Raw genomic sequence first — 25,321 nt, forward strand, 5'->3', positions numbered from 1 at the left:
CGGCCGGACACTATGCCGGGAGCTCACCAGTAGTGCTTACGGCCGCCGACCGCATGACCCACGGACCCCAGGAGCCACAGGACGAGCCCGATGACCAGCAGGATGATGCCGACGGTCCACAAAAAGCCCAGCCCGGTCGCCAGGCCGAGGATGAGGAGAATTGCTCCGATAATGATCATCGCTTCCTCCGATCATGCGGCTTTCATCTCGAAGTGGAAGCACTTTTGAGCATATGCCTGTAATGCGGTAATAACGTAATGCTCACCTCAAGATTTCGTCGGATGTGCCGGGTCCGAGACCCGTCAGCTACGCGGCAGCAGCGTCCCCAGCGGCCCCAGATCGAGATTGAGGTCCTCGGGCCGTACGCCGTGCTGATCGCACAATTCGGTCATGCGCTGGTCGAGCAGCATGAGCGTGGTGCCGATCTCGTCGACCTGTTGGTCGGTGAGGTCCCCCTGATCGATGCGGCGAATGGCCTGCCTCTCCATCAGCTGCCTCAGTAGTTCCACCACGGTCAGCACGAGAGCAACGAGGTCGTGCCCCAGCTGGTCCGAATCCACGTCCACCCGGGAGGCGGTCACAGCGGACCCCCGTCCGCCCACGGAGAGGGGATCCGCTCGTTGACGGACGACAGCAGGGCGTGGAGCGAAAGCCGTACGAGCGGGACGTCCGCGATCGCGATCACCAGGTCTCCGCTGATCACCACACCGGTCGCGAGCACCCGGTCCAGCAGGTCGACGAGCGGCACGCCGATGGGGCCGGTCAGCGGCTCGGGAGTGTTCCAGGGCACGACGTCGTGGGTCATCCGCTACACCTCGCCGACGAAGGAGTAGGGAACCCAGGGCCCCGACAGCTCGATCTGCGCGCCGGTACTGTCCTGGAGCATCCTGGCCAATGTCTTCAGCTCGCCCGACCGGCGTTCCGCGACGAGATACGTGGCGTTGAGAACCTGCACCCGGTGGTCGCCGGCCAGTTCGGGGCTGTGCGGCCGCAGCCTGCGGGCCGCCGCCGCCACCTTCTGGAATTCCGTGTCCACCGTTTCCGCCATACGGAGAGCCTCTTCCTGTCGCTGTTCGCGCCGGGCCTGCATTCCTCGTTTGCGGTCCAGATAGGCAAGGCCCGCTCCCGGGGCCGGACGCGCCCGGTCGGTGGTCACGGCCGGACGGCGCGGAGTGCTGCTCACCTTCTCCGCGGGGTGTTCGGTGTCCTGCGTGGGACGTTCCGCCGCGTAGACCTTGACCCCCCATTCCGAGTGGTCCGCGGTTCGGGCGAGCGCGGCACGGAATCGCCCGGCCTCACCGGTGAGCGCCAGCCGGGCCCGCTCCTCGTCGTGGTAGAGGGTGGCCAGCGGCAGCGGAACGGTGGGGCAGGCCGCCGCGGCAGCCGTCACGACGTGGTGGTGCGCCCGTGCGTAACGTTCGAGTTCGCGCGTGTCGGACAGGCGCGCCTGCCAGGCTTCGTCGGCGAAATCAGCTGCGCGGACGGTCTGGACGACGGCCGTCAGATCCCCGAACGGCATCGTGCGAACGGGCACGCCCGTTGCGACGCCCGGCAGATCCGCGACCGCGGCCGGACCCGGGGCCCCGCACACAGCGAATACATAGATGGCGTTGCCGTCCGAAGAATCGGCTCCCGACTCCGTCATGTGCCTCGGTTCTCCTTGCTCACTTGCTCATCGCCCGGCCGCTGCGCCGTTCCCCGCCGGCAGTTCGTCCGCCTTGGACTCGAGTGCCTCCAGGCGTTCGCGGAGTTCACGGTTCTCGTCCTGGAGCGCGTTACGGGCGGCGTGCGAGCTCAGTGCCGGATCCGTTTCCCACCAGTCGATGCCTGCCTTCTTCGCGGTGTCCACGGACGCCACGAACAGGCGGAGCCGGATGGTGAGCAGCTCGATGTCGAGCAGGTCGATCTTGATGTCGCCGGCGATGACGATGCCCTTGTCGAGTACGCGTTCGAGGATGTCGGCAAGGTTGGTCGTCTGGGGTCCGGGAACCTGGTACCCGCCCTGCATGAGGTCCGCGTCAGTCACGGCTGCGCCTCCGGCCTCGGTGCTTCTTGGGCGCGGGGGCCTCCTCCTCGGGCTCCTCTTCTTCCTCTTCTTCCTCTTCTTCCTCGGGCTCCTCGTCCTCCTCCTCGGGCTCCTCTTCCTCCTCGTCCTCCCACTCACCGTCTCCCTCGTCGTCGTACTCCTCCTCCTCGGGCTCCTCGTCCTCCTCCTCGTCCTCGGGCTCTTCCTCCTCGTCCTCGCCCTCCTCTTCGTCGCCCTCCTCGGGCTCTTCCTCCTCGGACTCCTCTTCCTCTCGTTCCACCGCGTCTTCGTGGCTCTCCACAACTTCGCCGTCGCGGATCTCACCGCGCCAGCCCTCGGGCTCTTCCTCGGTGAGCGTGACGTACCGCTGGAAGTGCTTGAAGTCCAGCCTCATACGGCGTCCCTGGGCACGCCACAGGTTGCCTGTCTTCTCGAAGAACCCCGAGGGGTAGTACTCGACGACCAGGACGATCCGCGTCAGCTTCGGAGCGATTTCGTGGAAGCTGACAGCGCCTCGGGTCGTGCCTTTCGCGCCCTCGGAGGTCCAGACGATCCGCTCGTCGGGCACCTGCTCCTGGACGGTCGCCTTGAAGCTGCGGGAGGACGGGCCGACCTTGACCTTCCAGTCGCTGGTCACCTCGTCACTCGTCGAGACGTCGCGCACGCCCTTGGCGAAGCTGCTGAACTTGTCGTACTGCGTCCAGTAGTCATATGCGTCCCGCAGGGACACACCCACATCGAGGACCTCGATGATGCTCGTGATCTTGCTGCCGCTGGACTTGCGCTTGCTCTTTCCTCCGCCGAAGGCTTGCTTCGCCTTGTCCACGACGTTGTCCTTGACACCTTTGGCCTTCTCCGAAACGAACGCCTTCACCGGCGATTCGCCCTGCAGGACACGGGAGCCGATCGAGGGAAGGGAGCCCCCGTTCTCCGCGATGTCCGACAGCTGCCCTGTGACGTCGGTCAGTTTCCCGCCGGCCTTCTCCGCAAGTTTCTCCACCTGCGCGCTGAGAAAGCTCGTCGCCTCGTCGCGGAGCCGGTCGATGCCCGACTCCGCGGCCTCCGGTTCGTCTCTGTCCGTCCTGGCCATGACTGGCTACCTCCGCCGTTCGGTGCGCTTGGACGCGGCTCGCTTTGATGACGTGGCCTTCTTGGCCGGGGCCTTCTTGGCCGGGGCCTTCTTGGCAGGTGCGGACTTCTTGGCCGGGGACTTCTTGGCCGTGGACTTCTTCGCGGGAGCCGACTTCTTCGCAGCCTTCGTCCCCGAAGTTGACTTCTTGCTCGCGGAGGCCTTCTTGGCCGTCGCCTTCTTCGCCGGAGCGGCCTTCTTGGCGGCCGACTTCTTCGCGGGAACCGACTTCTTCGCGGGAACCGACTTCTTCGCGGGAACCGACTTCTTCGCCGCGGCCTTCTTCGCCTGAGCCTTCTTCGCAGCCGCTTTCTTCGCCGGAACCGCCTTCTTCGAGGGCGTCCGCTTGGCGGGAGCCTTCTTCGCCGGAGCAGCCTTCTTTGCCGGAGCCTTCTTCGCCGCCGACTTCTTGGCGGGAGCCTGCTTCGACGGCCGCCGAGAGCCGCGGGACCTGCTCGGCTTCGGCTCCTCAGGCTCCTCCTCTTCCTCTTCCTCTTCGGCGTCCTCGTCCTCGAACTCCTCCGGCTCCTCCTCGAACTCCTCTTCGTCCTCGTCCTCTTCGTCCTCGTACTCGCCTTCGGGTTCTTCCTCTTCGTCCTCGTACTCCGCGTCGGGCTCTTCCTCTTCGTACTCGTCCTCGTACTCGACGTCCTCGTCCGGCTCCTCCTCGTACTCTTCCTCTTCCTCACCTCGGTCCGTGAGCCGGGCGGTGCGGTCACTGAGCGCATCAGCAAGCGAGTTCATGCCGCGGTCCGCGGCGGCCGTCAGGGCCTTTCGGCCCGACTCCAGGACCTCGCCCTTCAACTGCTCCTGCAGTTCCGCGAATTGAGGCATCTCCCCCAATCTGCGCATCCCTTCGGCGGCGAGCTGGCGTGGTTCCAGACCGAAACGCCTGCCGGCCAGGTAAGTCGCGATGGAGATCGCCAGCCGGCCCTTCTTGGTACGGCCGAGCACATATCCGCCGACCACCGCGGCCGCCAGAGTCACCTTGGTCTGGTCTTCCATGAGTCAGTCACCTTCGATCGTTCTGCACGGAGCGGGCCCGAGCGACGTGCAGCCGTTCGAGCAGTTCTTCCTCTTCCCGTTCGAATTCCTCCAGGCTGACGTTGCCGTCCTCCAGCTCCTGGTTCAGCGCCGCCAGTTGGGCCCGGAGCACACCGGGGTCGTGCATCTCGCGGTCGGCCTGTTCGTTCACCTTCTCGGCCACCCAGATCACTCCGCGGACCGGTGCGAGAGGGAGAAGGAGAATCCCGCTGATCAGTCCCATCTCAGCCCCCCGCCACCGGTGTCCGGGCCTGCCGGGAAGGGACGAAGCTGTAACAGGGCAGTGGTCCGGCGATCCGTAGTTCGACGAGCTCGCGGTGGGTGTTCGCGAACGTCTGTGCCTCTGCGCGGAAGCGGTCGCTGGCGCTCCGGTCGACAAGGAACGACACGTTCAACGCGCACCCGTGGACCTCCGGCCCAGCTGCCACCGCACGGGCCATGGGCGTCAACGTGCGCACGATCTTCTTGCCGGCGTCCGCGGCCCTGCGCGAAAGGGCGGTGGCGATCGCCTCCCCCAGCCGGACACTCGCCTCGTAGCCGGGGCGTCGGCGCACTTCCTCCCGGAGCCGCCGTACCTGGTTCTCCTCGGCCACGACCGCAGCGAGTGCGTCCTGGGCCGGAAGGGCCTTGAGGTTGATCTCGACACCGTCGGTGAGGTGCCGCAGGGAGGCGAGATGGGCTTCGCGTGATGCGCCCAGTTCCCTGCGCACCGTGTCCTCGTCCGCCGCGACCATTCCGAAGCGCATGGGGAGCACGGGGCCGATGTCGGCGAGTCCCATCAGCAGGTCCTGATGGGCCATGAGGTCCCGGCGCCGTGCGCGGAGCTGCGGCGGCGCATCGCTCACCACAGCGGTGACCGGTCCTTCGCCGATCAGCCGCAGCGCGGCGGGCGGGCCACCCACACCGACGGCCTTTCGCGGGAGCGATCCGCCCGTCGGGACGATTGCGTAGACGTAGACGCCGGTCGGTGTCACGCTCATGCCTCCGCGCGTCGTCGTTGGCTCCCGCTACGGGCGGGCGCCCGGCGCTTCCTGGGCCGCTCGTGCTGCTCTTCCTCGTCGTCCGAATCGTCGTCGTCACCACCGCCCACCGCCTTGCGGACGCTGTCTCCGACGGACTCCGCGGCCTTGCGCACCTTGCGCTTGCCGACGGACTTGGCAGCGCCCATGCCGAACAGCTCCGGGACGGTCCTGCTGCCCGAGTCGCGTTCCAGGTCAAGGCGGTTGCACGCCTCGGCGAAGCGCAGATACGTGTCCACGCTCGCGATCACGATGCGTGCGTCTATCTTGAGGATCTCGATGCCGACCAGCGAGACCCGGACGAACACATCGATGACCATCCCCCGGTCGAGGATGAGTTCCAGAACGTCGTAGAGGGTTCCGGCACGCGGCGGGCACGGCGCGACTTCGTCGGCGTACATGGTGGTGGTCATGGAGTTTCCTTCCGGCTGATGGGGCAACACAGGTCACTCGTCGGCGGCGCCCCGTCGGTACCGGCGGACCCTGCTGTACTCCAGGAGCTCGCCGTCCTCGTCCAGCTGCACCTCGTAGGAGGCGAGCAGGCTCGTCGTGTCGGGGATGCGTTCGACCTCCAGCACATCCACCACGACGCACCATCCGTCCTCGCTCCGCCGCACCGCGGACACCCCCTCCGCGGGATGGCCGATGAGCCGTTCCAGGCTTTGACAGGCGACACGTGCGGCATGCTCGGGGCCTCGCCGGGACGAGGTGCGCGAGGCTGTCGCCTTCTTCGCGTGCCCGGTGCGGGTGCGCTGTTTCTCTGCCATGGGATCCAGTCTCATGACAGCGGGGCTCCGCGCATCTCGGGCGGCGGGCAGGACGGGAGGGCCCCGGCCCTCACCCCTTCGGCCCGTCGGCAGAACGAAGTCGGCGGGAAGGGGTGCACAGTCGTAGTCATGCGTGAGACACCTGAGGAGAGCGGGCCCTCTGCCGGTCACGAGCGCCCGCCGGGGATCGGCGACACCACCGTGGAGGCGCTCGGGGCTCTGAGCGAGGCACTGGAGACGGTGGAGCGGGCCCGGGGCCATCTCTACGGGTTCCATCAGCTGACGGGCGGCGCCGACCTGACCCTGGACCGCGCGGTGGAGCTGCTGCGCAAGGCGGGTCACACGGAGCATGCCGACCTGGTGGAGCGGGAGATCCTGGGCCGCAACGTCATCCCGGGCAGCTGGACCTACCAGGTCGTCGAGGCGTACAACACGACGTACTACCGGCCGTTCGTGGAGGTCGAGGCCCGCGTGAGGCAGGACCTCGTGGCAGGGCGGCAGCATCTGTACGAGGCGGAGATGAAGGAAGCCCGGCGTACCCACGGGCACCCCGACCATTCCGCCGGGCGCTGACCGTGGAGGCGTCCACGGCCCTGCGCCGGATCGCGTTCCTGTTGGAGCGGTCCCAGGCGGCCACGTACCGGGTGAAGGCCTTCCGCACGGCTGCCGACGCGGTCACGGCCATGGGCGGCGACGAGCTCGCGAACCGGGTGGCGCAAGGCTCCCTCGAGTCGGTGCGGGGAATCGGCCCGCGGACGGCGGAAGTGATCCGGGAGTCGCTGGCCGGTGCGACACCCGGGTACCTGGAACGGCTGGAGGAAGAAGCCTCGGAGCCGCTCGCCCAGGGAGGTGAAGCGTTGCTGGCCGAGCTGCGCGGCGACTGCCATACGCACTCCGACTGGTCCGACGGTGGGAGTCCGATCGCTGAGATGGGCAGGACGGCTGCGGAACTCGGTCACGAGTGGTCCGTGCTCACCGACCACTCCCCCCGGCTGACCGTGGCAAACGGGCTGTCCCCGGAACGGCTTCGCCGGCAGCTGGACGTGGTGGCGGAGCTGAACGAACAATGGGCACCCTTCCGTCTGCTCACCGGAATCGAGTGCGACATCCTGCTGGACGGCTCCCTCGACCAGGAACCCGAGCTCCTGGAACGTGTCGACGTGGTCGTCGTCTCGGTTCATTCGAAGCTGCGCATGGACGCGGCCGCGATGACCAAGCGGCTCCTCGCGGCCGTACGCAATCCTCACGCGGACGTGCTGGGGCACTGCACGGGGCGTCTCCTGGGCAAACGGACCCGCCCGGAGTCGGAGTTCGACGCGGACGAGGTCTTCGCGGCGTGCGCGCAAGCGGGGACGGCCGTCGAGATCAACTGCCGGCCAGAACGACTCGATCCGCCACGCCCCCTGCTCAGGCGTGCGGTCACCGCGGGAGTCCTCTTCTCCATCGACACGGACGCCCACGCACCGGGCCAGCTGGACTGGCAGATCCACGGATGTGCGCGGGCGGAGGAGTGCGGGGTCCCGGCCGACCGTGTCATCACCTCATGGACGGCGGACCGGCTGTTGGAGTGGACCCGGGGGAAGGCGGACGGCTGACCGCCCCGTCATTCCGCGGTGGCGGCGCCCGCAGCGGGCGCGGCACCGACACGGACCGCGATCAGGGCCACGTCATCCGTACCGGCGGCCGCGAGTCCGTTGAGCAGCTCGTCGCAGAAGGTCTCCAGCGGCTCGCGCGCGAGTGCCGCGGCGTGCTGACGCAGTCGGGCCAGGCCCCGGTCCAGCACCTCGTCACGGCGCTCGACGAGGCCGTCGGTGTAGAAGAGGAGGGTCGAGTTCGCCGGAAGCACTGCCTTGTCGTCCGGCCGGTGCTCGTCCGGGTCGACGCCCAGCATCATGCTCCTGCCGCCGTCGAGGAAGCGGGTCTCACCGTCCCAGGTCACCAGGAGCGGCGCGGGGTGGCCGGCCACGGCGTAGTGCAGCTGCCAGGGACCGTCGGGGTCCGGTTTCTCGACCAGGGCGTAGATGCACGTCAGCGTCTGGTGGGGGTAGAGGATGTGGGTGGCGGCGTCCAGTCGCGCAAGGATCTTGCCGGGTGGCTCCTTGCGGTCGCAGGCGATGCCCCGCAGCATGTTGCGCATCTGGCTCATGGTCACCGCGGCACGCAGGTCGTGGCCGGCCACATCTCCGATGATCAGCGCGGTGGCGCCCTCGGGCATCAGGAACGCGTCGTACCAGTCGCCACCGACCCGCGCCGCCGCGACTGCCGCCTGGTAGCGGGCGGCGAGCTCCACGGGCCCCTCGGCCGGCAGGTCAGGCAGGAGAGAGCGTTGCAGGCGTTCGGCGGTGTGCTGAGCCTCGAAGTGCAGGCGCGAGTTGTCGACGGCCAGGGCGACCCGGTGGGCAAGGTCCTCGACGAGGGAGAGCCCGTCCTCGTCCAGCGGGGCCTCGCTCGTGGTCCGTACGAGCGTGATCACGCCCAGGACCTGACGGCGCGCCCGCAGGGGAGCGATGACCGCGGTGTCGGCTGTCATGCGGTCGAAGAGTTCGAGTTCGCGCGCGTGCAGTGCGTCGGCTGCCCGGTGCGGCGGGAGGAAGTCCGTCAGGAGCGTCGGTCCGGCCCCCTGCAGAGCCCGTGCCACCGCTGCCACGGAACCCTCGGTCGGCGGAAGGAGCCCCTCGTAGAGCCCTGGCGAGAGCCGGTCGGCGTCGCGGTGCTCGACGACGATCCTGCGCAGTCGGCCCCGCCGGTCCACCAGGTCGACGGCGCACCAGTCGGCGAGCCCGGGTACCAGGGTGTGGCACAGCCGGCGCAGGCCGGTCTCCTCGTCCAGGGTGCTGGCCAGCGCCTCCGCCGCGTTGATCAGCAGCGTCAGCCGGTCCAGCGCGTACTGGACCTTTCGGTCCACCTCGTACGCGTCGCCACCGTCTGTCGGATCGCCGTGGTGACGATCCCGGTCAGCGCACATGCGCTCTCCTTCGAGCGGGCCGGGTGTTCCCGCACCTTCACCGATTGTCCGCCTGGCCGACGGGCCCGGCACGCGCCGGAAGGCCGCGGCGGGACCTCCGGCGTACAGTCGATCATGGTGCCTGTGTGGTTTCCGTGGATGACAGGGCAGGAGGTGCCCATGTCCGACCAACGCACTGGACCCTGTCTTCCGCGAACCCGTGGCCCGGTGTCGGCGGGTGTCGTCGGCTTTCTGCGCGGTGACACGCCGCTGCCGGATCCCGGCTCCGCCGGGGACACCGACCCGTACGGCGACGATCTGCATCTGGCCCTCTACGTCTGTTACGAGCTGCACTACCGGGGCTTCGTCGGCGTGCGACCGGAGCTGGAGTGGGATCCGGGTCTGCTCACCGTCCGCGCCGAGCTGGAGGACCGTTTCCTCACGGCGCTGCGCCGTGACGCCGCGGGAACGGCCGAACTCGACGACGTACTGGCCTGCCTGCTGGTGGAACCGGTCCACGGGACCGGGCTCTCGTGGTTCCTGCAGGACCGGGGCGAACTGCGCCACATGCGGGCCTACGCGGTACAGCGCTCCCTCTACCACCTCAAGGAGGCCGACCCCCACGCCTGGGTGCTGCCACGACTGAGCGGACGGGCCAAGGCAGGCATGGCGGCGATCGAGTACGACGAGTTCGGAGGCGGACGCGCTGATCGCGTTCACGCACAGCTCTTCGCCGACCTGATGACTGATCTGGGTCTCGACAGCACCTACGGCCGCTACCTCGACGACGGCTGCGCGGAGATGCTGGCTCTGGTGAACCTGATGTCTCTCTTCGGCCTGCACCGGCGGCTGCGCGGGGCGCTGGTGGGGCATTTCGCCGCTGTCGAGATCACCTCCTCACCCGCCTCCCGCCGTCTGGCCCGTGCCATGAAACGAACGGGCGCGGGACCGGCGGCAGAGTTCTTCTACACGGAACATGTCGAGGCCGACGCGGTCCACGAGCAAGTGGTGCGCCGTGACGTCATCGGCGGGCTGCTCGACGACGAACCGGAGCTGGCCGCCGACATCGCCTTCGGCGTCACCGCGACCTCCTGGCTGGAGGACCGGCTCGGGGAGCGACTGCTCGCGGACTGGCAGACCTGATCCAGCCGCTCACACCGTCCCGTTCGCACGGACTCATGGAGTCGGATCCACCGAGTCGATTCACGGAGGCAAGGAGTCCTGGATGTCCGCAGAACTGACCGAGAAGCCGGCCCGTGCGTCCCGGCTGCTGACACTCCCCGGTGTGTACGCGCCGCAGCACGACACCCGCCTCCTCATGGCGGCGCTGGAGCAGGAGGAGATCGGCCCGGGCGCCGATGTCCTGGACCTCGGCACGGGAAGCGGTGCGCTCGCCCTGCACGCGGCACAGCTGGGGGCGCGGGTGACCGCAGTGGACATCGCGTGGCGGGCGGTGGTGACCGCACGACTGAACGCGTTGCTGCACCGTCGGCGCATCACCGTACAGCGGAGCGATCTCCTGTCCGCACTGCCCGGCAGGTCCTACGACCTGGTGATCTGCAATCCGCCGTACGTCCCGTCCCCCATCGGCCGACTGTCCGGCCACGGTTCCGCGCGGGCGTGGGACGCCGGTATCGACGGACGCGCGGTCCTCGACCGTGTCTGCGCCGCGGCTCCGGCAGCACTGCGTCCCGGAGGCCGCCTGCTGATGGTCCACTCCGGCCTGTGCGACAGCGACGCGACCCTGCGCCGCCTGGCGGACGCCGGCCTGCACGCGCGTGTGAGCGACCGCGCCCGCGTACCCCTCGGGCCCGTGCTGCGGTCCCGACTCCGCTGGCTGAGGGAGTCGGGCCTGCTGGGCCGGACCGACACGACAGAGGAACTGGTGGTCATCCGTGCCGAACACCCCTGAGCGTCCCCGCAGGATCTCGGTCGACGACGAAGGCCCCCTGCTCGTCGAAGGACCCGTGGAAGTCACGTGTGCCGACGGCCGGGTGGCCGTGTCGAACCGGTTCGTCGTCGCCATCTGCACCTGCCGGCGCAGCCGGATGTACCCGTGGTGCGACACCAGCCACCGGCACCGCACGAGCCGCGACACGGATGGGCCCGCCCCCGGGCCACGGTGAGGACAGCCTGACGAGGGAGCGACCTGCTGCACGGACGACACAGGCATCCGAGCCCGTTTCACCCGTACGGCGCATTGACGACGCCGCCGAGGCGGCTTCCCGGACCCCGCCTCGCCGAGCGAAAGGCCGGACCGGGCCGACCGTCCTACGCTGAGAGTGCGCGTGGACCCGTCGCACCGCCAGAAGCCGGAGGATCTCATGGCTGTACGGCACAAACTGATCAGGAGGAGCGCGGACGCGGTCTGGGCCGTCCTGTCCGACGGGGAGCGCTACGACCGGTGGGTGGTCGGCACGTCCGACTCCCGTCCCGCGAAGGGCCGGTGGCCGGAAGTCGGTTCCACCATCGCGTACCGGGTCAGGATCGGACCCTTCGCGCTCGACAACGAGACGGTCGTGCGCCGATGTGAACCGCCACGGACGCTGGAACTCGAGATTGACAGCGGGTGTCTGGGTACGGCGAGGGTCGCGTTCGATGTCCGTCCGTGGGGCGACGACACCCTGCTGATCGTCGATGAGCATCCGCTGCGGGGCGCAGGTGCCGCGCTGCACAACGTCGCCGTCGACGCGGTGATCCAGCTGCGCCACCGGGCCATGCTCGACCGGCTGGCCAAGGTCTGCGAAGACGGGGAGGCCTGACACCGTTCCGCAGCCGCGATGGTCGGAGCCGACTCATCGCCCTCAGACCTCTGCCCGTGACCTGGTCTGCGTCGCCCCGCGCAGCCGGCGCAGCACCGACTGGATACGGGGGTGACGCGCGTGCATCTCCGCCGAGTGGCGGTCGAGCTCCTCACCGAGGCGTTCCGTGCGCTTGCCGATGTCGAGTTCGTCGAGGATGCGGTCCACCTCGGCGAGCAGGGCCCCGTGCAGCTGCCACTGTCTGGGATATTCCTGAACGTCCTCGAGCAGCAGGTCCGCCACCCGGTCGCGTGTCGCGCGACTGCGGCCGAGTGCCTCGGCGAGGCGCTCCTCGGCCTCCTCCCCGCTGGCCGCGATCGGTGTCGTGATCATCACCGCGAAGCCCTCGATCGCGTCCGACATGTGTCCGAACAACTCACGCAGGGATACGGCCACGTCCTCGGGGAAGAGCGACTCGTCCGTGCGCGCCTTGGCCAGGTCGGTCAGGGTGCGGGTCAGCACACGGAGCACCACGGCGCAGATCTCCAGTGTGTCGAGTCCGGTGCGCAGCACCACCCGGTAAAGCATCCCCTGCCGTACCCGGGGATTGAGCATCAGGCTCTCCTCGGCCTGCCGCAGCGAGGCGTCCACCTCCACGATGTCGTGGTCCAGCCTGCGTGCTTGGTGCAGGCGTGCGGCGGCCTCCGGCACTGGGTGGTTACCGCCGATCTCCTCGCCCAGAGCCCGGAACATGCTCCCCATCCGCTCGCCCAGACCGCCGATGGAGACGCCCGCCGTCTCGACCCAGACGGGCGGTGCGAACAGGAGGTTGAACAGGAGTCCGACCCCTGCGCCGATGAGCGTCTCGAACACCCGCTCCCAGGCGGTGTCGGCGACCTGCGCGACGCCGAGGACGAGCATCGCGCTGATGGCCACCTCGGGCACGAACTCGTTCACTCTGACAAAGCGCCCGATCAGCAGCGAAGTGAAGATCGTCAGCCCCAGGCTCCACCAGCTCAGCCCCACCAGGGAACTGAAACCGCTGGCGATCAGCACTCCCACGACGACCGAGTTCACCCGTCGGATCCCGGTGGTGAGCGTGGCATAGAGGGTGACCTGGACCACGAGGAGAGCCGTGAGAGGAGCGGTCAGGGGCGCTGGATGGGGCTCGGGCAGCGCCCATTGGGCCACGGCGAAGGCGATGACCGCCGCAGCGGTGGACCGCAGCAGCTGCGCCGCGGCAGGCTCGGTGGTGCGCTGCACGAGTTTGATGACGGGCGCGGGCGCGGATACTCCAGGCATTCCTTGACGGTGCCCCGAACCGGGGTGCCGCAGCGCTTCGGAGGGCAGGCAGACTCCGTACGGAGGTACCCGCGCCCCTCCAGGACCCGCGATGCGGGGCGGGCACTGCGGGGGGATCGTGGAGGTATGGCTATCTCACACACTCCCCCGGTCTCGCTGTCGTCCGCGCGCACCCGCGTGCCCCCGGGCGAAACACCTCCGGGTGAAGGGTGCATCAGCGAGGCACACGTCGAACGTGCGGACGGCGGCATCTGGGAGCATCCGGCTTTCTGGGCCGCGGTGGTGCTGCTCGGCTCGGCCGTCGTCGCCGGATACTTCATCGCGCGCATCTTCGGTTTCACATGAGTGCGCGCGAGACGCTGGACGCGTTGCTGGAGCGGCACGGTACGACGTACGCGGACGAGGCCGGTATCCGGCTGCGCGACACCCCTCAGCCCCTGTACCAGCTCCTCGTGCTGAGCGACCTGCTGAGCGCCCGCATTCGCGCCTCTGTGGCGGTGGCCGCGGCCCGGGCGCTGTACGCGAAGGGGATGCGCACCCCGCGGCGGATGGCCGACGCGACCTGGCAGCAGCGCGTCGACGCGTTGGGCGAGGGCGGGTACCGCCGGTACGACGAGCGTACGGCTACCCAGCTGGGGGACGGTGCCGAGCTGCTGCTGACCGCGCACGGCGGAGATCTGCGTCGCCTCCGCCGGGACGCCGATGGTGACACGGACGCACTCCTCACCATGCTGCAGCGCTTTCCCGGCGTGGGTCCCACGGGAGCGGACATCTTCGTGTGGGAGGTGCAGACGGTGTGGCCGGAGACGGCCCCCTACCTCGACGCGAAGGCGCTGCGGGGCGCCGAGCGGCTGGGCCTGCCCGGCTCGCCGGCCGGGCTGACACGGCTGGCGAAGGGGCGGGATCCCGCGGTGCTCGCTGCGGCTCTGGTGCGGACCGCTCTGGACAAGGACGCCGTGGCCCCGGTCCGGACCGCGGCCTGAGCACGCCGGGGCGTCAGCAGGTCAGCGAGGTGGGCGCGGCTTGCCGGGCTTGGTCGAGCGGCCGTCCAGGAGCGCGCGTCTGATCTGGGCAGCGGTCTCCCTCGCGTGGGCGGAGGTCGCCGTGCGGTCGGCCACGGAGGTGACGAACCGGTGGGTGGGGCGCAGGCACTGTCCGCACGGCGTGTCGGTGGTGACCAGGTAGCCGTCCTCGCACTGCGGGTTCGTGCAGTGGCCCGGGCTCAGCAGCGCCTCGGCGACCTCCTGCGCGGTCCAGCGGCGTCGGCCGTCCTCGTCCTTCTCGTGGAGGGCGTGCGCCCAGCGGACGTTCCACCGGCGCTCGAGGCGGTCCAGGAGCTGGTCGGCGGTCCGCCGGCCTAGTTCCCGATGGATCAGTTCGTGGACGGACTGCGGGGTGCGGTGGCCGAGTGCCTGGACAAGCGGTTGCGGAAGTGCCTGCAGGATGTAGTTCACCGGGTCGGCGCCGGCCCGCTCGCGCCACTTGCGGCACACGCAGGGGCCGGTGAGGGGCAGCTGTCGCTGGCACCGGCCGCACATGCCGCGGCACTCGGCGCAGAGCCCTTCGTCGAGCCCGTCCAGGTGGGGGGCGGGAGCACGGCCGCAGTCGCGGCAGCAGGCGGCGCAGAGTCCGCAGAGGCGTTCGTCGCCCAGCTTCGTCGTCCACTGCCTCTGCTGGCAGCGGCAGCAGAGGGCCGTGTTGCAGTACTCGTGGTGGGCGGCGCCCGACTGCCGTCCGGGTGGCGGAAAGGACATTGCTGCGTTCCCTCACTGGTCCGGTGCGGCGTTCTGCCACGATCAGCCGCCATTGTCCCGCACCCGGACGGTGCGTGGGGTCAGGGCTTCAGACCGCTGACGACGTTCGCCGTGGCGGCGATCCCCTCGTGGATGGTGGGCGCCATGCTCGTACCTGCGAGAAAGAAGCCGAGCAGGGCGCAGACGATCGCGTGCGAGACCTTGAGTCCGCCGTTGCGCAGGAAGATCACTGCCAGGATCAGCAGGAGCAGCACCAGTGAGATCGAAATGGCCATCGCCAACCTCCTCCGCCGCGCCGGAATTGCGGCATTCGGCCGCCAGTGTGGCGCAGCGGAGGGGCCATCCGGCGGACTGGCGTGTCCGCCGAACGGGTGTTGACGCACGGTGATCGGAGCCGCTTGCCGCGAAGCGGTCAGCGGCCGGTGCGGCCGTCCCGGTCACGGTGGCGGAGAAAGGCTTCGAGCCCCACCAGGTCGTCGGTGTTCAGATGGTCGACGCCGGCGGCGAGGAGCTCCGTCCACACGGCGTCGCGCTCCGGCCCCGCCACGTCGGGTGTGGCCCAGAACCGGATCCGCTGACCGTTCGCACGGGCGGCGGAGACGAGGGTGCGCAGCCTGTCCCGTTCGGCGGCGGGGAAGGGGCCGGTGCCCAGCCAGCTGAAGCTCTGGGTCCAGTTGCTGCTGATGAGCGGGATGAAGGAGGCGGGGGCGGCGGTCCCCAGATCGTCGAGCCGGCCGTCGTAGAAGGCGTAGCGGGTGCGCTGTGCCTCCATCGGTACGCGAGCGGCGCGGTCGCCCGAGATGACGGGCGTCACCGCACCGGCGTGGATCCTGCCGTGGCTGAAGCGGGTGAGGATCCGGCGGTGGCGCCGGAGCACCGCGTCGAGTGCGAGGTAGGTGGCGGCACCGTCGGTCTTGATGTCGATCAGCAGCTGCAGTGGGGGGCGGTGTCCGGCGTACACCGACCCGTGGTTCGCCCTGACCCGGGCCGCCAGAGGGTCGAGGTAGAGCGAGGTGAGGGTGCGGGTGGGATCGAGGCCGGCCACCTCGTGGGCGACGAGGAGTTCGCCGTCGACGAGGAAGATGTCCGCCTCGACACTGGTGAAGCCGTGTGCGAGCGCGTCGTGGAGGGGACGCGGGTGCAGGTAGTCGTTGTGCGCGTGGGCGTGGGCCAGGGGGCGCGGGCCGTGGGGGCGGCCGGCGGGGACGGCCGGCGCCGCGGTTGCCGACTGGGCGGGGATGAAGGCGCCTGCTGCGGCGGTGGCCAGGGCTGTGGTGACGACTCTGCGGCGGGTCAGGTGTGCCATGGGGTCTCCCTGAAGCGTTGAGCGGGCAGAGCGGGCGGGTGGACGCGACGAGTATGGAGCCGGGAGCGACTCGAAAGGCAGGTACCTGCCAAGAGTTGGACCCGTCGTCGTCCGCCCGTCGACTGCGCTGCGTCTGCTGTTCCCGGGGAATCGGGGCAGCTGGGACCGGGCATGCCAGGAGCGGGGGTACGTGAGCACGTACCCCCGCTCCTGGCGTGATCCTGACGAAGTCCCCTACGGTGCGGCCAGCTCCACCAGCTCGGCGACGGCCTCGCGGTGGCGCCCCGCCGTGCCGTACGCGATCGAGTCGGCCTTGGCCCTCTTCAGGTAGAGGTGCGCCGGGTGCTCCCAGGTCATCCCGATCCCGCCGTGCAGCTGGACGCATTCCTCCGCCGCGTGCACCGCGACCTTGGAGCAGTAGGCCTGGGCCACGGCCACCGCGAGCGGTGCGTCCGGGCTGCCGGCCGCCAGCGCGTCCGCGGCGTTGCGTGCCGCCGCGCGTGCGGAGACGACCTCCAGCCAGAGCTGGGCCATCCGGTGCTTGAGCGACTGGAACGAGCCCACCGGCCGGTTGAACTGGTGCCGTTCGCGGGTGTGGCGGACCGTTTCGGTCAGGCACCACTCGGCGATGCCGAGCTGCTCGGAGGCAAGCAGTCCGGCTCCGGACAGCAGCCCCCTCTCCACGGCGAGGGCGGCGGGCCCGGCCCCGGCCAGCCGGGTACCGGCAGCCCCGGCGAGGGTGACCGTGGCGAGTGGACGGGTGAGGTCGAGCGGAACGAGCGACTCGACGGTGACGCCGTCCCCGGCCCTGTCGACGGCGTACAGCCCGTCGGCGGTGGGCACCAGCAGCACATCGGCCGCCACCGCCTCGGCGACAGCGGTCACCGTCCGGTCGAGGGTGCCGGTCATCGCCGCGGCAGCATCGGCGGCGGGCGTGGCGAACGGCAGGGCGAGGACGGCGACCTTGCGGCCCGCCGCGAGGTCGCCGAGCAGTTCACCCACCGGGCCGTCCTGCGTGTCGAGCGCGAGGAGGATTTCCGTGGCGACAACGGCGCTGGTCAGATAAGGGGCGGGGGCGACGCTGCGGCCGAGCTCCTCCAGGACCACGGCGGCCTCGCGGTGGGAGGCCCCCTGTCCGCCGAGCTTCTCGGGCACCAGCAGTCCCGCCGCCCCGATGCCGGCGGCGAGCGATTCCCACAGCCGCAGGTCGTACGGCGTGTCGGACTCGATGCCGGCGATGACCGTCGGCGCGTCGGCCCGGTCGGCGAGCAGCGAGCGCACCGCCGACCTCAGGTCCTCCTCGGTCTCCGAGTAGAGCAGGTCGGGAGCGTGGGCTGCTTCGGTCTGTGCGGTCATCGGGAGAGATCCTTCCAGGCGACGTCCTTGTCGTTGCGCGGTTCGACGGGCAGACCGAGGACGCGCTCGGCGACGATGTTGAGCAGGACCTCGCTCGTGCCGCCCTCGATGGAGTTGCCCTTGGAGCGCAGATAGCGGTAACCGGCGTCGCGTCCGGTGAAGTCGACGAGCTCGGGGCGGCGCATGGTCCAGTCGCTGTACAACAGGCCCTCGTCGCTGAGCAGTTCGACCTCCAGGCCGCTGATCTCCTGGTTGAGGCGGGCGAAGGCCAGCTTCATGCCGGATCCTTCGGGGCCCGGCTGCCCGGCGACGAGCTGCTGGCGCAGCCGCTCACCGGTGAGCCTGGCGACCTCGGCCTCGACCCAGAGCGTGAGCAGTCGCTGGTGGAGATCGTGGGTGCGCAGTTCGGGGCGTTCGCGCCAGGTCCTCGCGACCGTGCCGATCATGCCGCCCTCGCGCGGGATACGGGCCCCGCCGATCGAGACACGCTCGTTCATCAGGGTGGTCTGGGCGACCTTCCAGCCGTCGCCCACCGCGCCGAGGCGCCTGCTGTCCGGGATGCGCACCCCGGTGAGGAAGACCTCGTTGAACTCCGCCTCGCCGGTGATCTGGCGCAGCGGCCGCACCTCGACACCGGGGTCGGTCATGTCGCAGAGGAAGTAGCTGATGCCCCGGTGCTTGGGAACGTCCGGGTCGGTGCGGGCGATGAGGATCGCCCAGCGGGCCACATGGGCGCTGGACGTCCAGACCTTCTGCCCGTCGACCACCCAGTCCTCGCCGTCACGGACGGCGCGCGTGCCGAGGGCCGCCAGGTCCGACCCGGCGCCCGGCTCGCTGAAGAGCTGGCACCACACCTCCTCGCCGACCCACAGGGGGCGCAGGAAGCGCTGCTTCTGCTCGTCGGTGCCGTAGCCGAGGATCGTCGGCGCCGCCATTCCGAGGCCGATGCCGATGCGCCGCGGATCGTTGTCGGGGGCGTCCGCGGCGGCGAGTTCGGCGTCGACGACGGGCTGCAGGGAGCGTGACGCGTCGAGTCCGCCGAGGCCGACGGGGTAGTGCACCCACGCGAGACCGGCGTCGAAGCGCGCCTTGAGGAACTCGGTGCGGTCCGTCGTGGCCGGCGGATGGGCGGCGAGCAGTTCCTGCGTGCGCCGACGGATCTCTGCTGCGTCGATGGTGGTCATCGGGAACCTCCTGCCGGCAGGACTACGATGCGGCCGGTGCTCGTGCCGTCGGCGACACGCTGGACGCCGCGCGCGGCCTCGGCCATCGGGAGCCGCTCACTGACCAGGGGTTTGACGACGCCCTGTGCGGCCAGCTTGGTGAGTTCGTCGTGACAGGCGCGGACCGCGGCCGGGTCCTTGGTGTTGTACAGGCCCCAGTGGAGCCCGACGATCGAGTAGTTCTTCACCAGGGCGTGGTTGAGGCCCGGGGTGGGGATGGAGCCGCTCGCGAAGCCCACGACGACGACACGGCCTTCGAAGGCGATGCACTTCACGGACTTGGCGTAGGCGTCGCCGCCCACGGGGTCGTAGACGACATCCGCGCCGCGTCCCGCGGTGGCTTCCTTCACCGCGGCGACGATGTCCTCGCTCCGGCGGTCGATGACCAGGTCACAGCCGAGTCCGCGGGCGATCTCGGCCTTCTCCGGTCCGCCGACGACTCCGATGACCGTGGCGCCGGCCGCCTTGCCGAGCTGGACGGCGGCGCTGCCGACGCCACCGGCCGCCGCGTGCACGAGCAGCGTCTCGCCCGCCTGCAGACGCGCGCGGCGGTGGAGTCCGAACCAGCCGGTCTGGTACCCGATGTGCAGTGCGGCCGCCTCGGCGTCGTCCAGGGCGTCGGGGGCGGGCAGCAGGGCGGCCTCGTCCGCGACGACGTAGTCGGCGAAGCCGCCGTTCGGGAGCGCGGGGGTGGCGAGCACACGGCGCCCGTCCTCCGTCTCGCCGCAGATCTCCACACCCGGGGTGAACGGCAGCGGGGGCCGCACCTGGTACTGGCCGCGGCAGAGCAGCGCGTCGGGGAAGTTGATGTTCGCCGCGCGCACCTCGAGCAGCACCTGCCCCGGTCCGGGACTGGGCCGGTCCGTCTCTTCGAGCTCCATCACCTCGCTCGGCTCGCCGTTCCGGTGCACTCGCCATGCCTGCATGAGGGGCCTCCACAACACTGTCGGCATTACCACTGCTCCGGCGCATACTAAGCGGTTGCTTGCCCGTCTGGGAACACCTGGCACCGGTCGGCGACAGCTCCTTCACGCCCGCTTCGGCCGCGCCCTGACATGCATGCGCTCGCCCTGCGGCCCGAACAGGCTGAGGAACTCGACCGGCTCGTCGCCCACGGGTCCGAACCAGTGCGGCAACCGGGTGTCGAACTCCGCCGCCTCTCCGGGCACCAGGACCAGGTCGTGCTCGGCGAGCTTGAGCCGCAGCCGCCCGTTGAGCACATAGAGCCACTCGTATCCCTCGTGGGTGCGCTGCTCGGGCTCCTCCGTGCAGGGTGCCTCCTGAATGACCTTGTACGCCTGGAGACCGCCCGGCCGGCCGGTCAGCGGCAGGGAGGTCTTCGAGCCGTGCACGATGGGCTTCGCCCTGACCCGCGGGTCGCCCACGGGCGGCGCCCCGACGAGATCGTCGAGCGGCACCTCGTGGGCGCGGGCGATGGGAAGCAGCAGCTCGAGGCTGGGGCGCCGACCCCCGGATTCCAGCCGCGACAGGGTGGAAACGGAGATCCCGGTGGCCTCGGAGAGCGCGGCGAGGGTCACTCCCCGGTCCTTGCGGAGCCGGCGCAGCCGGGGGCCCACTCCGGTGAGCACGGCATCGAGTTCGGGGTCGTCCTGACTCTGTTCCTTCATGACCCCATTGCAGAATCAGCAAACGGCTTTGTCAATCGGCCGCGACGTCCGTCCCCGCCGGGAAGACGGGGCCGCCCTCCCGCGTTACACCGTGAGGGCCGTCCACGGACGGCCGCGACCTCGTGCATTCCGGGAACGGATCGGGGCAGGGTGAGGGAGGGGTGCCGCTTGCCCGACCGAACCAGGTCCGGTCGGGCCGCCTCTGCCTCCGATACCCCGGTGGGTATTCTGGCGCGGGGTGGGTGAGACCCCGCCGCTCCCCGCGCCCCGGTGAACGAACGAAAGGAACCCGCTCGTGACCAGTCCCGCTTCCCTCTCCCCGGCCCAGGCCGCAGCCCGGCTGGAGGAGTTCACCGTCATCGACGTGCGGGCGCCCGGTGAGTACGCCTCGGGGCATGTCCCCGGCGCCCTGAACATTCCGCTCGACCGGCTCGGCGAAGCGGTACCCGCGCTCAAGGCCGCCTCGGCCCGCGGCTCCCTGCTGATGGTGTGCGCATCGGGTGCCCGCTCCACGCAGGCGTGCGAGGTCCTCGCCCGGGCCGACATCGAAGCCGTCACGCTGACCGGCGGCACCTCCGCCTGGGCGGGCGACGGGCACGGTCTTGACCGTCCGGAGGGCGGCCGGGCCATCTGGCCGATGGAGCGCCAGGTGCGGCTCGCCGCCGGTTCCCTGGTGGTGGCCGGTCTGCTCGCGGGCAGGCGTTTCCCTGCGGCGCGCTGGCTGTCGGCGGGCATCGGTTCCGGTCTCGTCTTCTCCGCGGTGACCAACACCTGCGGCATGGCGGCGGCGCTTGCGAAGCTCCCGCACAACCGCGCGCCTCGCACGTCGGCCGACCTGGACGCGACCCTGGACGCCCTGCAGCACTGACCCGCCCGCGCCGGGTTACCGGTCGCTCTCGCCCCTGACGAGTGCGAGCAGCCGGTCCAGTACGCGTGGTCCTCCCGCCCGCAGGCCGTCGTGCTCGAACTCACTGGTCACCCAGGTACGGAGGCCGCGGATCGCGGCGGCCGTGCGCAGCGCGTGCTCCGTGTCCACGTACATGTCGTCGTGGTAGACCGCCGCGGCGGTCGGCACCTCGTTGGCCGCGAGCCGCTCGGGGTCGTACAGGACGGGCCAGTCGGTCCGGGCCGCGAGCAGTTCGGCGGTCTCGCGCAGGGGGCGCAGCGCGGGATCGACCTCGAAGTGCCAGGGGTGGATACTCTCGCCCGTGAAGATCACGGGGCCGTCGCCCACCGTCGCGGCGTCGAACTGCGGGAACTCGCCGCGGACGCGTTCGGCGGCCCAGTCGGTCGGCCGGGCGCCCTGCCCGTAGATCGCCTCGTGCATCACGGCGTACAACGGGTGGCCCGCGAACGACGTGGACGTCCGCATGGCCTCCTGGAAGGTGTCGGAGAGTTCGATGCCGTGCGGGCCGCCGACGAAGGCGTTCTCCAGGAGGTGGTGGAGCTGGTGACTGCCGTTCCCGCCGCCCAGCAGGATGCCGAGGGACTGGAATCCTTCGGGTGTCAGGCGGTGCCCGCCGCTCGTGGGGCGGTGCTCGGAGAGGTACGCGGCGATCGCGCGGGCGCGGTCGATGTCCTGCGGGTAGCGGGCGTAGTGAGCCGCGACCTTCCGCTCGATCCGCGGATACGCGGCCCGGTAGACGTCATCGGCATGGGCGTCCAGAGAGGGCAGCCCGCCGGTGATCAGGACGGCCTCGAGCCCTTCAGGGGCGGCGGACAGATACCGGACGGCGCAGAAGCCGCCGAAGGACTGGCCCAGAACTGTCCAGGGTGCACCGCCGGTGAGCCGGGGGCGGATGAGCTCGCAGTCCCGGACGATGCTGTCGGAGCGGAAGTGCGCCAGGTAGTCGGCCTGCTCGCGCGGCCCCCCGCGCAACGGGAGAGTCTGCCGGTTGGCCGGGGTGGAGAGTCCCGTACCGCGCTGGTCGAGGAGCAGCACGCGGAACTCCCTCACTGCCCGCCCCAACCACGCCTCCGTGCCGATGAACCTGCGGGCGCCGAAGCCGGGACCGCCCTCCAGGTACACCAGCCAGGGCAGGTCCGCGTCCGACTTGCCCGCCGCCACGACCTCCCGGCCGAAGATCTCGATGGTCTCGCCGCCGGGGTCGTCGTGGTCGAGAGGGACCGTGAACCGACGGTCGGTGAGGACGAGGCCGGGGTGGCGATAGCTGTTCAAGGGTGCTCCTGGATCCGGTGTTTCCCGGACAGTTCAGCACATGACCCCGGCACGGACGGCCCCGGGCCGCGTGCGCCGCGTCGCGGCGGCACCTGTCGTGCGTTCGGGACGCCAGGACGTCTTCCAGCTTGCCCGCGTTTGCCATTAACCCGCGCATGCAATTATTGTTAACGCTCGTAGTCATCGTACGCGGATCGACACGGCCCGGCGCATGCGCAGCGCCGCACAGTCCGGTGCGGTACCCGTCGATGCGGTACCCGCCCGGCACGGTCCGGCACCTCAGGAAGGTCTCCCATGTCCACGGTCCCCACCGTCACCCTCAACAACGGCATCACGATTCCGCAGCTCGGCTTCGGTGTCTTCCAGGTTCCCGATGACGAGACCACCGCAGCGGTGTCCGCCGCGCTCGACGCGGGCTACCGCTCGATCGACACCGCCGCCGTGTACGGCAACGAGGCCGGCGTGGGCCGCGCCCTGGCCGACTCCGGGATCCCGCGTGAGGAACTGTTCGTCACCACGAAGCTCTGGAACGCCGACCAGGGGTACGACTCGGCGCTCGCCGCATTCGACGCGAGCCTGGCCGAGCTGGGCCTCGACTACGTGGACCTCTACCTCATCCACTGGCCCACGCCCGCCCGCGATCTCTACTCGGACAGCTGGCGTGCCCTGGAGAAGCTGCTGGCCGACGGCCGGATCCGGGCGGCCGGAGTCTCCAACTTCCAGCCCGCCCACCTGCGCCGGCTGATCGACGCCGGCTCCCTCGTCCCGGCCGTGAACCAGATCGAACTCCACCCGGGCCTCCAGCAGGAGGAACTGCGCACCCTGCACGCCGAGCACGGCATCGCCACCGAGGCGTGGAGCCCCTTGGCGCAGGGCGCGCTGCTGGACGACAGCGCGCTGGTCGCGATCGCCGAGCGCCACGGGAAGTCGCCCGCCCAGGTGGTCCTGCGCTGGCACCTCCAGCTCGGCAACGTCGTGATCCCCAAGTCCGTCACACCCGCCCGGATCCGGGAGAACATCGACGTCTTCGACTTCACGCTCTCGTCCGCGGACATGGAAGCGATCGCCGGTCTCGACCGGGGCATGCGCACGGGCCCGGACCCCGACACCCTCAACTGAAGCCCGGAACCGGCCCGTCAGTCGAGCAGAGCCCGCAGCAAGGCGCGGAACACTCGCCCCAACACCCCGAGGGCACCCATCTCCACAGCGGTCTCACCGATGTCCGCAGCCGCCTCAGCCCGGTCCGCCCGGTGTTCCGCGGACCGGCATCTGCGGCAGGTCCCGTCACTCAGCCGGCAATGTCTCCCACACCGGGCGCACGTGCCCGAACGTCTCCCCATGGGGTGATCATCTCACCTGACGGGCCGCCGGCCGCGGTCCGGTACGGCCCTCAGCAGCCCCGCCGGTAGCTGCTGCCGTCCTTCGGACGGACCAGCAGCCCGGCGACCACCAGATAGCGGCGCAGGGCCGAGCAGTCCTCGTGCACGGTGAGGAGCGCATCGTTGACCTCGCGCTCGGTGTAGGCGCGGTCGCGCTCGAACAGCGTGTCGGCGAGATGGACCAGCAGCTGTTCGCGGCGGGCCACCTTCCGGGGGATCGCCGTCAGGCGACCGTGCGAGAAGAGCGCTGCCACCTGGTGCGAACTGCGGTTTTCGGTATCGGGCATGGCGGCAGCGTGGCAGGCGCCGGCCGGCCGGGCAACGCGATTTCCGCGTCGACGGCCGGCCGGCGCCTGTGTCCGCGGCACCCGCGAGCCGCTCCCCCGCCCCCGTGGGCCATGCACTCGGTGCCGTTCCACGTGGCGAAACCCGGGGTCGCACCGGGCCGGCTGTGGGCAGAAGAAGTTCTCTTGACTGACGCCCAGCCAGTCGTACGGTGTGATCATCCCTATCGACTTTGCGACAAAGGCGGTTCCGCATGGCCCTGTTCGATCTGCCCCTCGACGAACTGCGCACCTACAACAGCGGGTCGCAGGAGCCGGCCGACTTCGACGCCTTCTGGTCGGCCACCCTCGAGGAGGCCAGGACCCACGACCTCGACGCCAGATTCGAGCTGCGTACCGACACCGGCCTCACCACGGTCGATGTGTACGACGTGACGTTCGCCGGTTTCGGCGGCCATCCGGTCCGAGGTTGGCTCGTCATGCCGGCGGGCACCACTCGACCGCTGCCCGTGGTCGTGGAGTTCATCGGCTACGGGGGCGGGCGCGGGCTGCCGCATTCGTACCTGCTCTGGGCGTCGGCCGGCATGGCCCACTTCGTGATGGACACCCGGGGTCAGGGCAGCGGCTGGGCCCCGGGCGACACCGCCGACCCCGTGGGGAGCGGGCCTTCGCTGCCGGGGTTCATGACCCGGGGCATCGAGGACCGGGACGCGTACTACTACCGGCGGCTGATCACGGACGCGGTACGTGCCGTGGAGGCGGCCCGCTCGCACCCGCTGACGGACGCGGCCCGCACCGCCGCGATCGGCGCGAGCCAGGGCGGCGGGCTCGCCCTCGCGGTCGGCGGGCTGATACCCGACCTGGCGGCCGTCGCACCCGACGTCCCGTTCCTCTGCGACTTCCCCCGTGCGATCAGCCTGACCGACAGGCTCCCCTACCGTGAGATCGGCAACTACCTCAAGACGCACCGGGGGCGCGCCGAACAGGCGAGGGCCACGCTCGCCTACTTCGACGGGGTGCACTTCGCGGCCCGCGGCCGGGCCCCCGCACTGTTCTCGGTCGCGCTCGAGGACCAGACCTGCCCGCCGTCCACGGTCTTCGCCGCCTTCAACGCGTACGCCCACCCGGACAAGGAGATCGAGGTGTACGACTTCAACGACCACGAGGGCGGCGGACCGTTCCAGCAGGCGGTGCAACTCAAGCGGCTGCCTCGGCTGCTGAAGGCCTGACCTCCGCGTAC

At 70.2% G+C, this 25,321-nt stretch carries 33 protein-coding genes; 11 read left to right on the top strand and 22 right to left on the bottom strand.

Features of this window, described 5'->3' with window-relative positions; all coding sequences use genetic code 11:
• Nucleotides 1–23 precede the first annotated feature (23 nt).
• The 11 genes from ACFW9O_RS32365 to ACFW9O_RS32415 form a co-directional block, all read right to left on the bottom strand.
• Nucleotides 24–179: a DUF6131 family protein gene (locus ACFW9O_RS32365; RefSeq protein WP_384614296.1), complete on the bottom strand. Its 156-nt coding sequence runs from the start codon at nucleotides 177–179 to the stop codon at nucleotides 24–26.
• Nucleotides 180–302: 123 nt separating this feature from the next.
• Nucleotides 303–581, bottom strand: a complete 279-nt coding sequence (locus ACFW9O_RS32370) for a gas vesicle protein K (RefSeq protein ID WP_351177399.1) — start codon at nucleotides 579–581, stop codon at nucleotides 303–305.
• Nucleotides 578–805: a gas vesicle protein gene (locus ACFW9O_RS32375; RefSeq protein WP_384614297.1), complete on the bottom strand. Its 228-nt coding sequence runs from the start codon at nucleotides 803–805 to the stop codon at nucleotides 578–580. The genes ACFW9O_RS32370 and ACFW9O_RS32375 overlap by 4 nt, the downstream gene beginning before the upstream one ends.
• Nucleotides 806–808: 3 nt before the next feature.
• Nucleotides 809–1,645 (bottom strand): GvpL/GvpF family gas vesicle protein, encoded by an 837-nt coding sequence (locus tag ACFW9O_RS32380; protein ID WP_384614299.1) that lies wholly within the window; start codon nucleotides 1,643–1,645, stop codon nucleotides 809–811.
• A gap of 27 nt (nucleotides 1,646–1,672) precedes the next feature.
• A complete protein-coding gene (locus ACFW9O_RS32385) occupies nucleotides 1,673–2,008 on the bottom strand; it encodes a gas vesicle protein (RefSeq protein WP_384614420.1) in 336 nt (111 codons plus the stop codon).
• 10 nt (nucleotides 2,009–2,018) lie between these two features.
• Nucleotides 2,019–3,116, bottom strand: a complete 1,098-nt coding sequence (locus tag ACFW9O_RS32390) for an SRPBCC family protein (RefSeq protein WP_384614301.1) — start codon at nucleotides 3,114–3,116, stop codon at nucleotides 2,019–2,021.
• Nucleotides 3,117–3,122: 6 nt separating this feature from the next.
• A complete protein-coding gene (locus ACFW9O_RS32395) occupies nucleotides 3,123–4,160 on the bottom strand; it encodes a histone protein (RefSeq protein ID WP_384614302.1) in 1,038 nt (345 codons plus the stop codon).
• 7 nt (nucleotides 4,161–4,167) lie between these two features.
• Nucleotides 4,168–4,422 (bottom strand): gas vesicle protein GvpG, encoded by a 255-nt coding sequence (locus ACFW9O_RS32400; RefSeq protein ID WP_384614304.1) that lies wholly within the window; start codon nucleotides 4,420–4,422, stop codon nucleotides 4,168–4,170.
• Between the two features lies 1 nt (nucleotide 4,423).
• The gene (locus tag ACFW9O_RS32405; protein WP_384614421.1) at nucleotides 4,424–5,173 is read right to left on the bottom strand and encodes a GvpL/GvpF family gas vesicle protein; all 750 of its coding nucleotides are present in this window, start codon (nucleotides 5,171–5,173) and stop codon (nucleotides 4,424–4,426) included.
• A 2-nt stretch (nucleotides 5,174–5,175) separates the two neighbouring features.
• Entirely contained in the window at nucleotides 5,176–5,631 is a 456-nt protein-coding gene (gene gvpJ, locus ACFW9O_RS32410) for a gas vesicle protein GvpJ (protein WP_384614306.1), read from the bottom strand.
• A gap of 33 nt (nucleotides 5,632–5,664) precedes the next feature.
• Nucleotides 5,665–5,985, bottom strand: a complete 321-nt coding sequence (locus ACFW9O_RS32415) for a gas vesicle protein (protein WP_351177420.1) — start codon at nucleotides 5,983–5,985, stop codon at nucleotides 5,665–5,667.
• A gap of 129 nt (nucleotides 5,986–6,114) precedes the next feature.
• Here ACFW9O_RS32415 and ACFW9O_RS32420 point away from each other — a divergent pair, with 129 nt between their 5' ends.
• Both ACFW9O_RS32420 and ACFW9O_RS32425 read left to right on the top strand, forming a co-directional pair.
• Nucleotides 6,115–6,558: a hypothetical protein gene (locus ACFW9O_RS32420; RefSeq protein ID WP_384614307.1), complete on the top strand. Its 444-nt coding sequence runs from the start codon at nucleotides 6,115–6,117 to the stop codon at nucleotides 6,556–6,558.
• 2 nt (nucleotides 6,559–6,560) lie between these two features.
• Nucleotides 6,561–7,580, top strand: a complete 1,020-nt coding sequence (locus ACFW9O_RS32425) for a PHP domain-containing protein (protein ID WP_384614308.1) — start codon at nucleotides 6,561–6,563, stop codon at nucleotides 7,578–7,580.
• A gap of 8 nt (nucleotides 7,581–7,588) precedes the next feature.
• On the opposite strand, the gene ACFW9O_RS32430 is transcribed toward ACFW9O_RS32425, so the two are convergent.
• On the bottom strand, nucleotides 7,589–8,950 hold the full coding sequence (locus ACFW9O_RS32430) for a PP2C family protein-serine/threonine phosphatase (RefSeq protein ID WP_384614310.1): 1,362 nt from the start codon (nucleotides 8,948–8,950) through the stop codon (nucleotides 7,589–7,591).
• Between the two features lie 159 nt (nucleotides 8,951–9,109).
• On the opposite strand from ACFW9O_RS32430, the gene ACFW9O_RS32435 reads away from it, so the two are divergent.
• From ACFW9O_RS32435 to ACFW9O_RS32450, 4 genes are all read left to right on the top strand, one after another.
• Nucleotides 9,110–10,072 (top strand): iron-containing redox enzyme family protein, encoded by a 963-nt coding sequence (locus ACFW9O_RS32435; RefSeq protein ID WP_384614311.1) that lies wholly within the window; start codon nucleotides 9,110–9,112, stop codon nucleotides 10,070–10,072.
• Nucleotides 10,073–10,154: 82 nt separating this feature from the next.
• On the top strand, nucleotides 10,155–10,841 hold the full coding sequence (locus ACFW9O_RS32440; RefSeq protein ID WP_384614313.1) for a HemK2/MTQ2 family protein methyltransferase: 687 nt from the start codon (nucleotides 10,155–10,157) through the stop codon (nucleotides 10,839–10,841).
• Nucleotides 10,825–11,055: a CDGSH iron-sulfur domain-containing protein gene (locus ACFW9O_RS32445; RefSeq protein WP_384614315.1), complete on the top strand. Its 231-nt coding sequence runs from the start codon at nucleotides 10,825–10,827 to the stop codon at nucleotides 11,053–11,055. Before ACFW9O_RS32440 ends, ACFW9O_RS32445 begins: the two co-directional genes overlap by 17 nt.
• A gap of 198 nt (nucleotides 11,056–11,253) precedes the next feature.
• Nucleotides 11,254–11,691 carry an SRPBCC family protein gene (locus ACFW9O_RS32450; protein WP_384614317.1) on the top strand — a complete coding sequence of 146 codons (438 nt, stop codon included), beginning with the start codon at nucleotides 11,254–11,256 and terminating at the stop codon, nucleotides 11,689–11,691.
• 42 nt (nucleotides 11,692–11,733) lie between these two features.
• Here ACFW9O_RS32450 and ACFW9O_RS32455 read toward each other — a convergent pair whose 3' ends face one another.
• On the bottom strand, nucleotides 11,734–12,972 hold the full coding sequence (locus ACFW9O_RS32455; protein ID WP_384614319.1) for an aromatic acid exporter family protein: 1,239 nt from the start codon (nucleotides 12,970–12,972) through the stop codon (nucleotides 11,734–11,736).
• A gap of 126 nt (nucleotides 12,973–13,098) precedes the next feature.
• Here ACFW9O_RS32455 and ACFW9O_RS32460 point away from each other — a divergent pair, with 126 nt between their 5' ends.
• Both ACFW9O_RS32460 and ACFW9O_RS32465 read left to right on the top strand, forming a co-directional pair.
• Nucleotides 13,099–13,317 (top strand): DUF6480 family protein, encoded by a 219-nt coding sequence (locus ACFW9O_RS32460; RefSeq protein WP_351177442.1) that lies wholly within the window; start codon nucleotides 13,099–13,101, stop codon nucleotides 13,315–13,317.
• Nucleotides 13,314–13,955, top strand: a complete 642-nt coding sequence (locus ACFW9O_RS32465; RefSeq protein ID WP_384614320.1) for an endonuclease — start codon at nucleotides 13,314–13,316, stop codon at nucleotides 13,953–13,955. Before ACFW9O_RS32460 ends, ACFW9O_RS32465 begins: the two co-directional genes overlap by 4 nt.
• 21 nt (nucleotides 13,956–13,976) lie before the next feature.
• Here ACFW9O_RS32465 and ACFW9O_RS32470 read toward each other — a convergent pair whose 3' ends face one another.
• The 7 genes from ACFW9O_RS32470 to ACFW9O_RS32500 form a co-directional block, all read right to left on the bottom strand.
• Nucleotides 13,977–14,726: a hypothetical protein gene (locus ACFW9O_RS32470; protein ID WP_384614321.1), complete on the bottom strand. Its 750-nt coding sequence runs from the start codon at nucleotides 14,724–14,726 to the stop codon at nucleotides 13,977–13,979.
• Between the two features lie 80 nt (nucleotides 14,727–14,806).
• The gene (locus ACFW9O_RS32475; protein WP_329204393.1) at nucleotides 14,807–15,001 is read right to left on the bottom strand and encodes a hypothetical protein; all 195 of its coding nucleotides are present in this window, start codon (nucleotides 14,999–15,001) and stop codon (nucleotides 14,807–14,809) included.
• 137 nt (nucleotides 15,002–15,138) lie between these two features.
• Nucleotides 15,139–16,032, bottom strand: a complete 894-nt coding sequence (locus ACFW9O_RS32480) for a phosphatidylinositol-specific phospholipase C/glycerophosphodiester phosphodiesterase family protein (protein WP_384614323.1) — start codon at nucleotides 16,030–16,032, stop codon at nucleotides 15,139–15,141.
• A gap of 234 nt (nucleotides 16,033–16,266) precedes the next feature.
• Nucleotides 16,267–17,388, bottom strand: a complete 1,122-nt coding sequence (locus ACFW9O_RS32485) for an acyl-CoA dehydrogenase family protein (protein ID WP_351180147.1) — start codon at nucleotides 17,386–17,388, stop codon at nucleotides 16,267–16,269.
• A complete protein-coding gene (locus ACFW9O_RS32490) occupies nucleotides 17,385–18,572 on the bottom strand; it encodes an acyl-CoA dehydrogenase family protein (RefSeq protein WP_384614325.1) in 1,188 nt (395 codons plus the stop codon). The genes ACFW9O_RS32485 and ACFW9O_RS32490 overlap by 4 nt, the downstream gene beginning before the upstream one ends.
• Complete coding sequence (locus ACFW9O_RS32495; protein ID WP_351180141.1) at nucleotides 18,569–19,537, bottom strand: NADPH:quinone oxidoreductase family protein; 969 nt, start codon at nucleotides 19,535–19,537, stop codon at nucleotides 18,569–18,571. The genes ACFW9O_RS32490 and ACFW9O_RS32495 overlap by 4 nt, the downstream gene beginning before the upstream one ends.
• Nucleotides 19,538–19,639: 102 nt before the next feature.
• On the bottom strand, nucleotides 19,640–20,239 hold the full coding sequence (locus ACFW9O_RS32500; RefSeq protein ID WP_351180138.1) for an XRE family transcriptional regulator: 600 nt from the start codon (nucleotides 20,237–20,239) through the stop codon (nucleotides 19,640–19,642).
• Between the two features lie 295 nt (nucleotides 20,240–20,534).
• On the opposite strand from ACFW9O_RS32500, the gene ACFW9O_RS32505 reads away from it, so the two are divergent.
• Nucleotides 20,535–21,107, top strand: coding sequence for a rhodanese-like domain-containing protein (locus tag ACFW9O_RS32505; RefSeq protein ID WP_384614327.1), 573 nt, complete (start codon nucleotides 20,535–20,537; stop codon nucleotides 21,105–21,107).
• A gap of 15 nt (nucleotides 21,108–21,122) precedes the next feature.
• On the opposite strand, the gene ACFW9O_RS32510 is transcribed toward ACFW9O_RS32505, so the two are convergent.
• Nucleotides 21,123–22,418, bottom strand: a complete 1,296-nt coding sequence (locus tag ACFW9O_RS32510) for an alpha/beta fold hydrolase (protein WP_384614329.1) — start codon at nucleotides 22,416–22,418, stop codon at nucleotides 21,123–21,125.
• A 294-nt stretch (nucleotides 22,419–22,712) separates the two neighbouring features.
• Here ACFW9O_RS32510 and ACFW9O_RS32515 point away from each other — a divergent pair, with 294 nt between their 5' ends.
• Complete coding sequence (locus tag ACFW9O_RS32515; RefSeq protein WP_384614330.1) at nucleotides 22,713–23,537, top strand: aldo/keto reductase; 825 nt, start codon at nucleotides 22,713–22,715, stop codon at nucleotides 23,535–23,537.
• 271 nt (nucleotides 23,538–23,808) lie between these two features.
• Here ACFW9O_RS32515 and ACFW9O_RS32520 read toward each other — a convergent pair whose 3' ends face one another.
• A complete protein-coding gene (locus tag ACFW9O_RS32520) occupies nucleotides 23,809–24,084 on the bottom strand; it encodes a DUF2087 domain-containing protein (protein WP_384614331.1) in 276 nt (91 codons plus the stop codon).
• 251 nt (nucleotides 24,085–24,335) lie between these two features.
• On the opposite strand from ACFW9O_RS32520, the gene ACFW9O_RS32525 reads away from it, so the two are divergent.
• The gene (locus ACFW9O_RS32525) at nucleotides 24,336–25,310 is read left to right on the top strand and encodes an acetylxylan esterase (protein WP_384614333.1); all 975 of its coding nucleotides are present in this window, start codon (nucleotides 24,336–24,338) and stop codon (nucleotides 25,308–25,310) included.
• Nucleotides 25,311–25,321: the final 11 nt, after the last annotated feature.

The sequence above is a fragment of the Streptomyces sp. NPDC059499 genome (assembly GCF_042749285.1).
GTDB lineage: Bacteria > Actinomycetota > Actinomycetes > Streptomycetales > Streptomycetaceae > Streptomyces.

Bases quoted from the DNA above. Each gene is read 5' to 3' on its own strand.
- ACFW9O_RS32365 (WP_384614296.1), bottom strand. From the start codon at position 179: ATGATCATTATCGGAGCAATTCTCCTCATCCTCGGCCTGGCGACCGGG.
- ACFW9O_RS32375 (WP_384614297.1), bottom strand. From the start codon at position 805: ATGACCCACGACGTCGTGCCCTGGAACACTCCCGAGCCGCTGACCGGC.
- ACFW9O_RS32380 (WP_384614299.1), bottom strand. From the start codon at position 1,645: ATGACGGAGTCGGGAGCCGATTCTTCGGACGGCAACGCCATCTATGTA.
- ACFW9O_RS32385 (WP_384614420.1), bottom strand. From the start codon at position 2,008: ATGCAGGGCGGGTACCAGGTTCCCGGACCCCAGACGACCAACCTTGCC.
- ACFW9O_RS32390 (WP_384614301.1), bottom strand. From the start codon at position 3,116: ATGGCCAGGACGGACAGAGACGAACCGGAGGCCGCGGAGTCGGGCATC.
- ACFW9O_RS32395 (WP_384614302.1), bottom strand. From the start codon at position 4,160: ATGGAAGACCAGACCAAGGTGACTCTGGCGGCCGCGGTGGTCGGCGGA.
- ACFW9O_RS32400 (WP_384614304.1), bottom strand. From the start codon at position 4,422: ATGGGACTGATCAGCGGGATTCTCCTTCTCCCTCTCGCACCGGTCCGC.
- gvpJ (WP_384614306.1), bottom strand. From the start codon at position 5,631: ATGACCACCACCATGTACGCCGACGAAGTCGCGCCGTGCCCGCCGCGT.
- ACFW9O_RS32415 (WP_351177420.1), bottom strand. From the start codon at position 5,985: ATGGCAGAGAAACAGCGCACCCGCACCGGGCACGCGAAGAAGGCGACA.
- ACFW9O_RS32420 (WP_384614307.1), top strand. From the start codon at position 6,115: ATGCGTGAGACACCTGAGGAGAGCGGGCCCTCTGCCGGTCACGAGCGC.
- ACFW9O_RS32430 (WP_384614310.1), bottom strand. From the start codon at position 8,950: ATGTGCGCTGACCGGGATCGTCACCACGGCGATCCGACAGACGGTGGC.
- ACFW9O_RS32435 (WP_384614311.1), top strand. From the start codon at position 9,110: ATGTCCGACCAACGCACTGGACCCTGTCTTCCGCGAACCCGTGGCCCG.
- ACFW9O_RS32440 (WP_384614313.1), top strand. From the start codon at position 10,155: ATGTCCGCAGAACTGACCGAGAAGCCGGCCCGTGCGTCCCGGCTGCTG.
- ACFW9O_RS32450 (WP_384614317.1), top strand. From the start codon at position 11,254: ATGGCTGTACGGCACAAACTGATCAGGAGGAGCGCGGACGCGGTCTGG.
- ACFW9O_RS32455 (WP_384614319.1), bottom strand. From the start codon at position 12,972: ATGCCTGGAGTATCCGCGCCCGCGCCCGTCATCAAACTCGTGCAGCGC.
- ACFW9O_RS32460 (WP_351177442.1), top strand. From the start codon at position 13,099: ATGGCTATCTCACACACTCCCCCGGTCTCGCTGTCGTCCGCGCGCACC.
- ACFW9O_RS32465 (WP_384614320.1), top strand. From the start codon at position 13,314: ATGAGTGCGCGCGAGACGCTGGACGCGTTGCTGGAGCGGCACGGTACG.
- ACFW9O_RS32470 (WP_384614321.1), bottom strand. From the start codon at position 14,726: ATGTCCTTTCCGCCACCCGGACGGCAGTCGGGCGCCGCCCACCACGAG.
- ACFW9O_RS32475 (WP_329204393.1), bottom strand. From the start codon at position 15,001: ATGGCCATTTCGATCTCACTGGTGCTGCTCCTGCTGATCCTGGCAGTG.
- ACFW9O_RS32480 (WP_384614323.1), bottom strand. From the start codon at position 16,032: ATGGCACACCTGACCCGCCGCAGAGTCGTCACCACAGCCCTGGCCACC.
- ACFW9O_RS32485 (WP_351180147.1), bottom strand. From the start codon at position 17,388: ATGACCGCACAGACCGAAGCAGCCCACGCTCCCGACCTGCTCTACTCG.
- ACFW9O_RS32490 (WP_384614325.1), bottom strand. From the start codon at position 18,572: ATGACCACCATCGACGCAGCAGAGATCCGTCGGCGCACGCAGGAACTG.
- ACFW9O_RS32495 (WP_351180141.1), bottom strand. From the start codon at position 19,537: ATGCAGGCATGGCGAGTGCACCGGAACGGCGAGCCGAGCGAGGTGATG.
- ACFW9O_RS32500 (WP_351180138.1), bottom strand. From the start codon at position 20,239: ATGAAGGAACAGAGTCAGGACGACCCCGAACTCGATGCCGTGCTCACC.
- ACFW9O_RS32515 (WP_384614330.1), top strand. From the start codon at position 22,713: ATGTCCACGGTCCCCACCGTCACCCTCAACAACGGCATCACGATTCCG.
- ACFW9O_RS32520 (WP_384614331.1), bottom strand. From the start codon at position 24,084: ATGCCCGATACCGAAAACCGCAGTTCGCACCAGGTGGCAGCGCTCTTC.
- ACFW9O_RS32525 (WP_384614333.1), top strand. From the start codon at position 24,336: ATGGCCCTGTTCGATCTGCCCCTCGACGAACTGCGCACCTACAACAGC.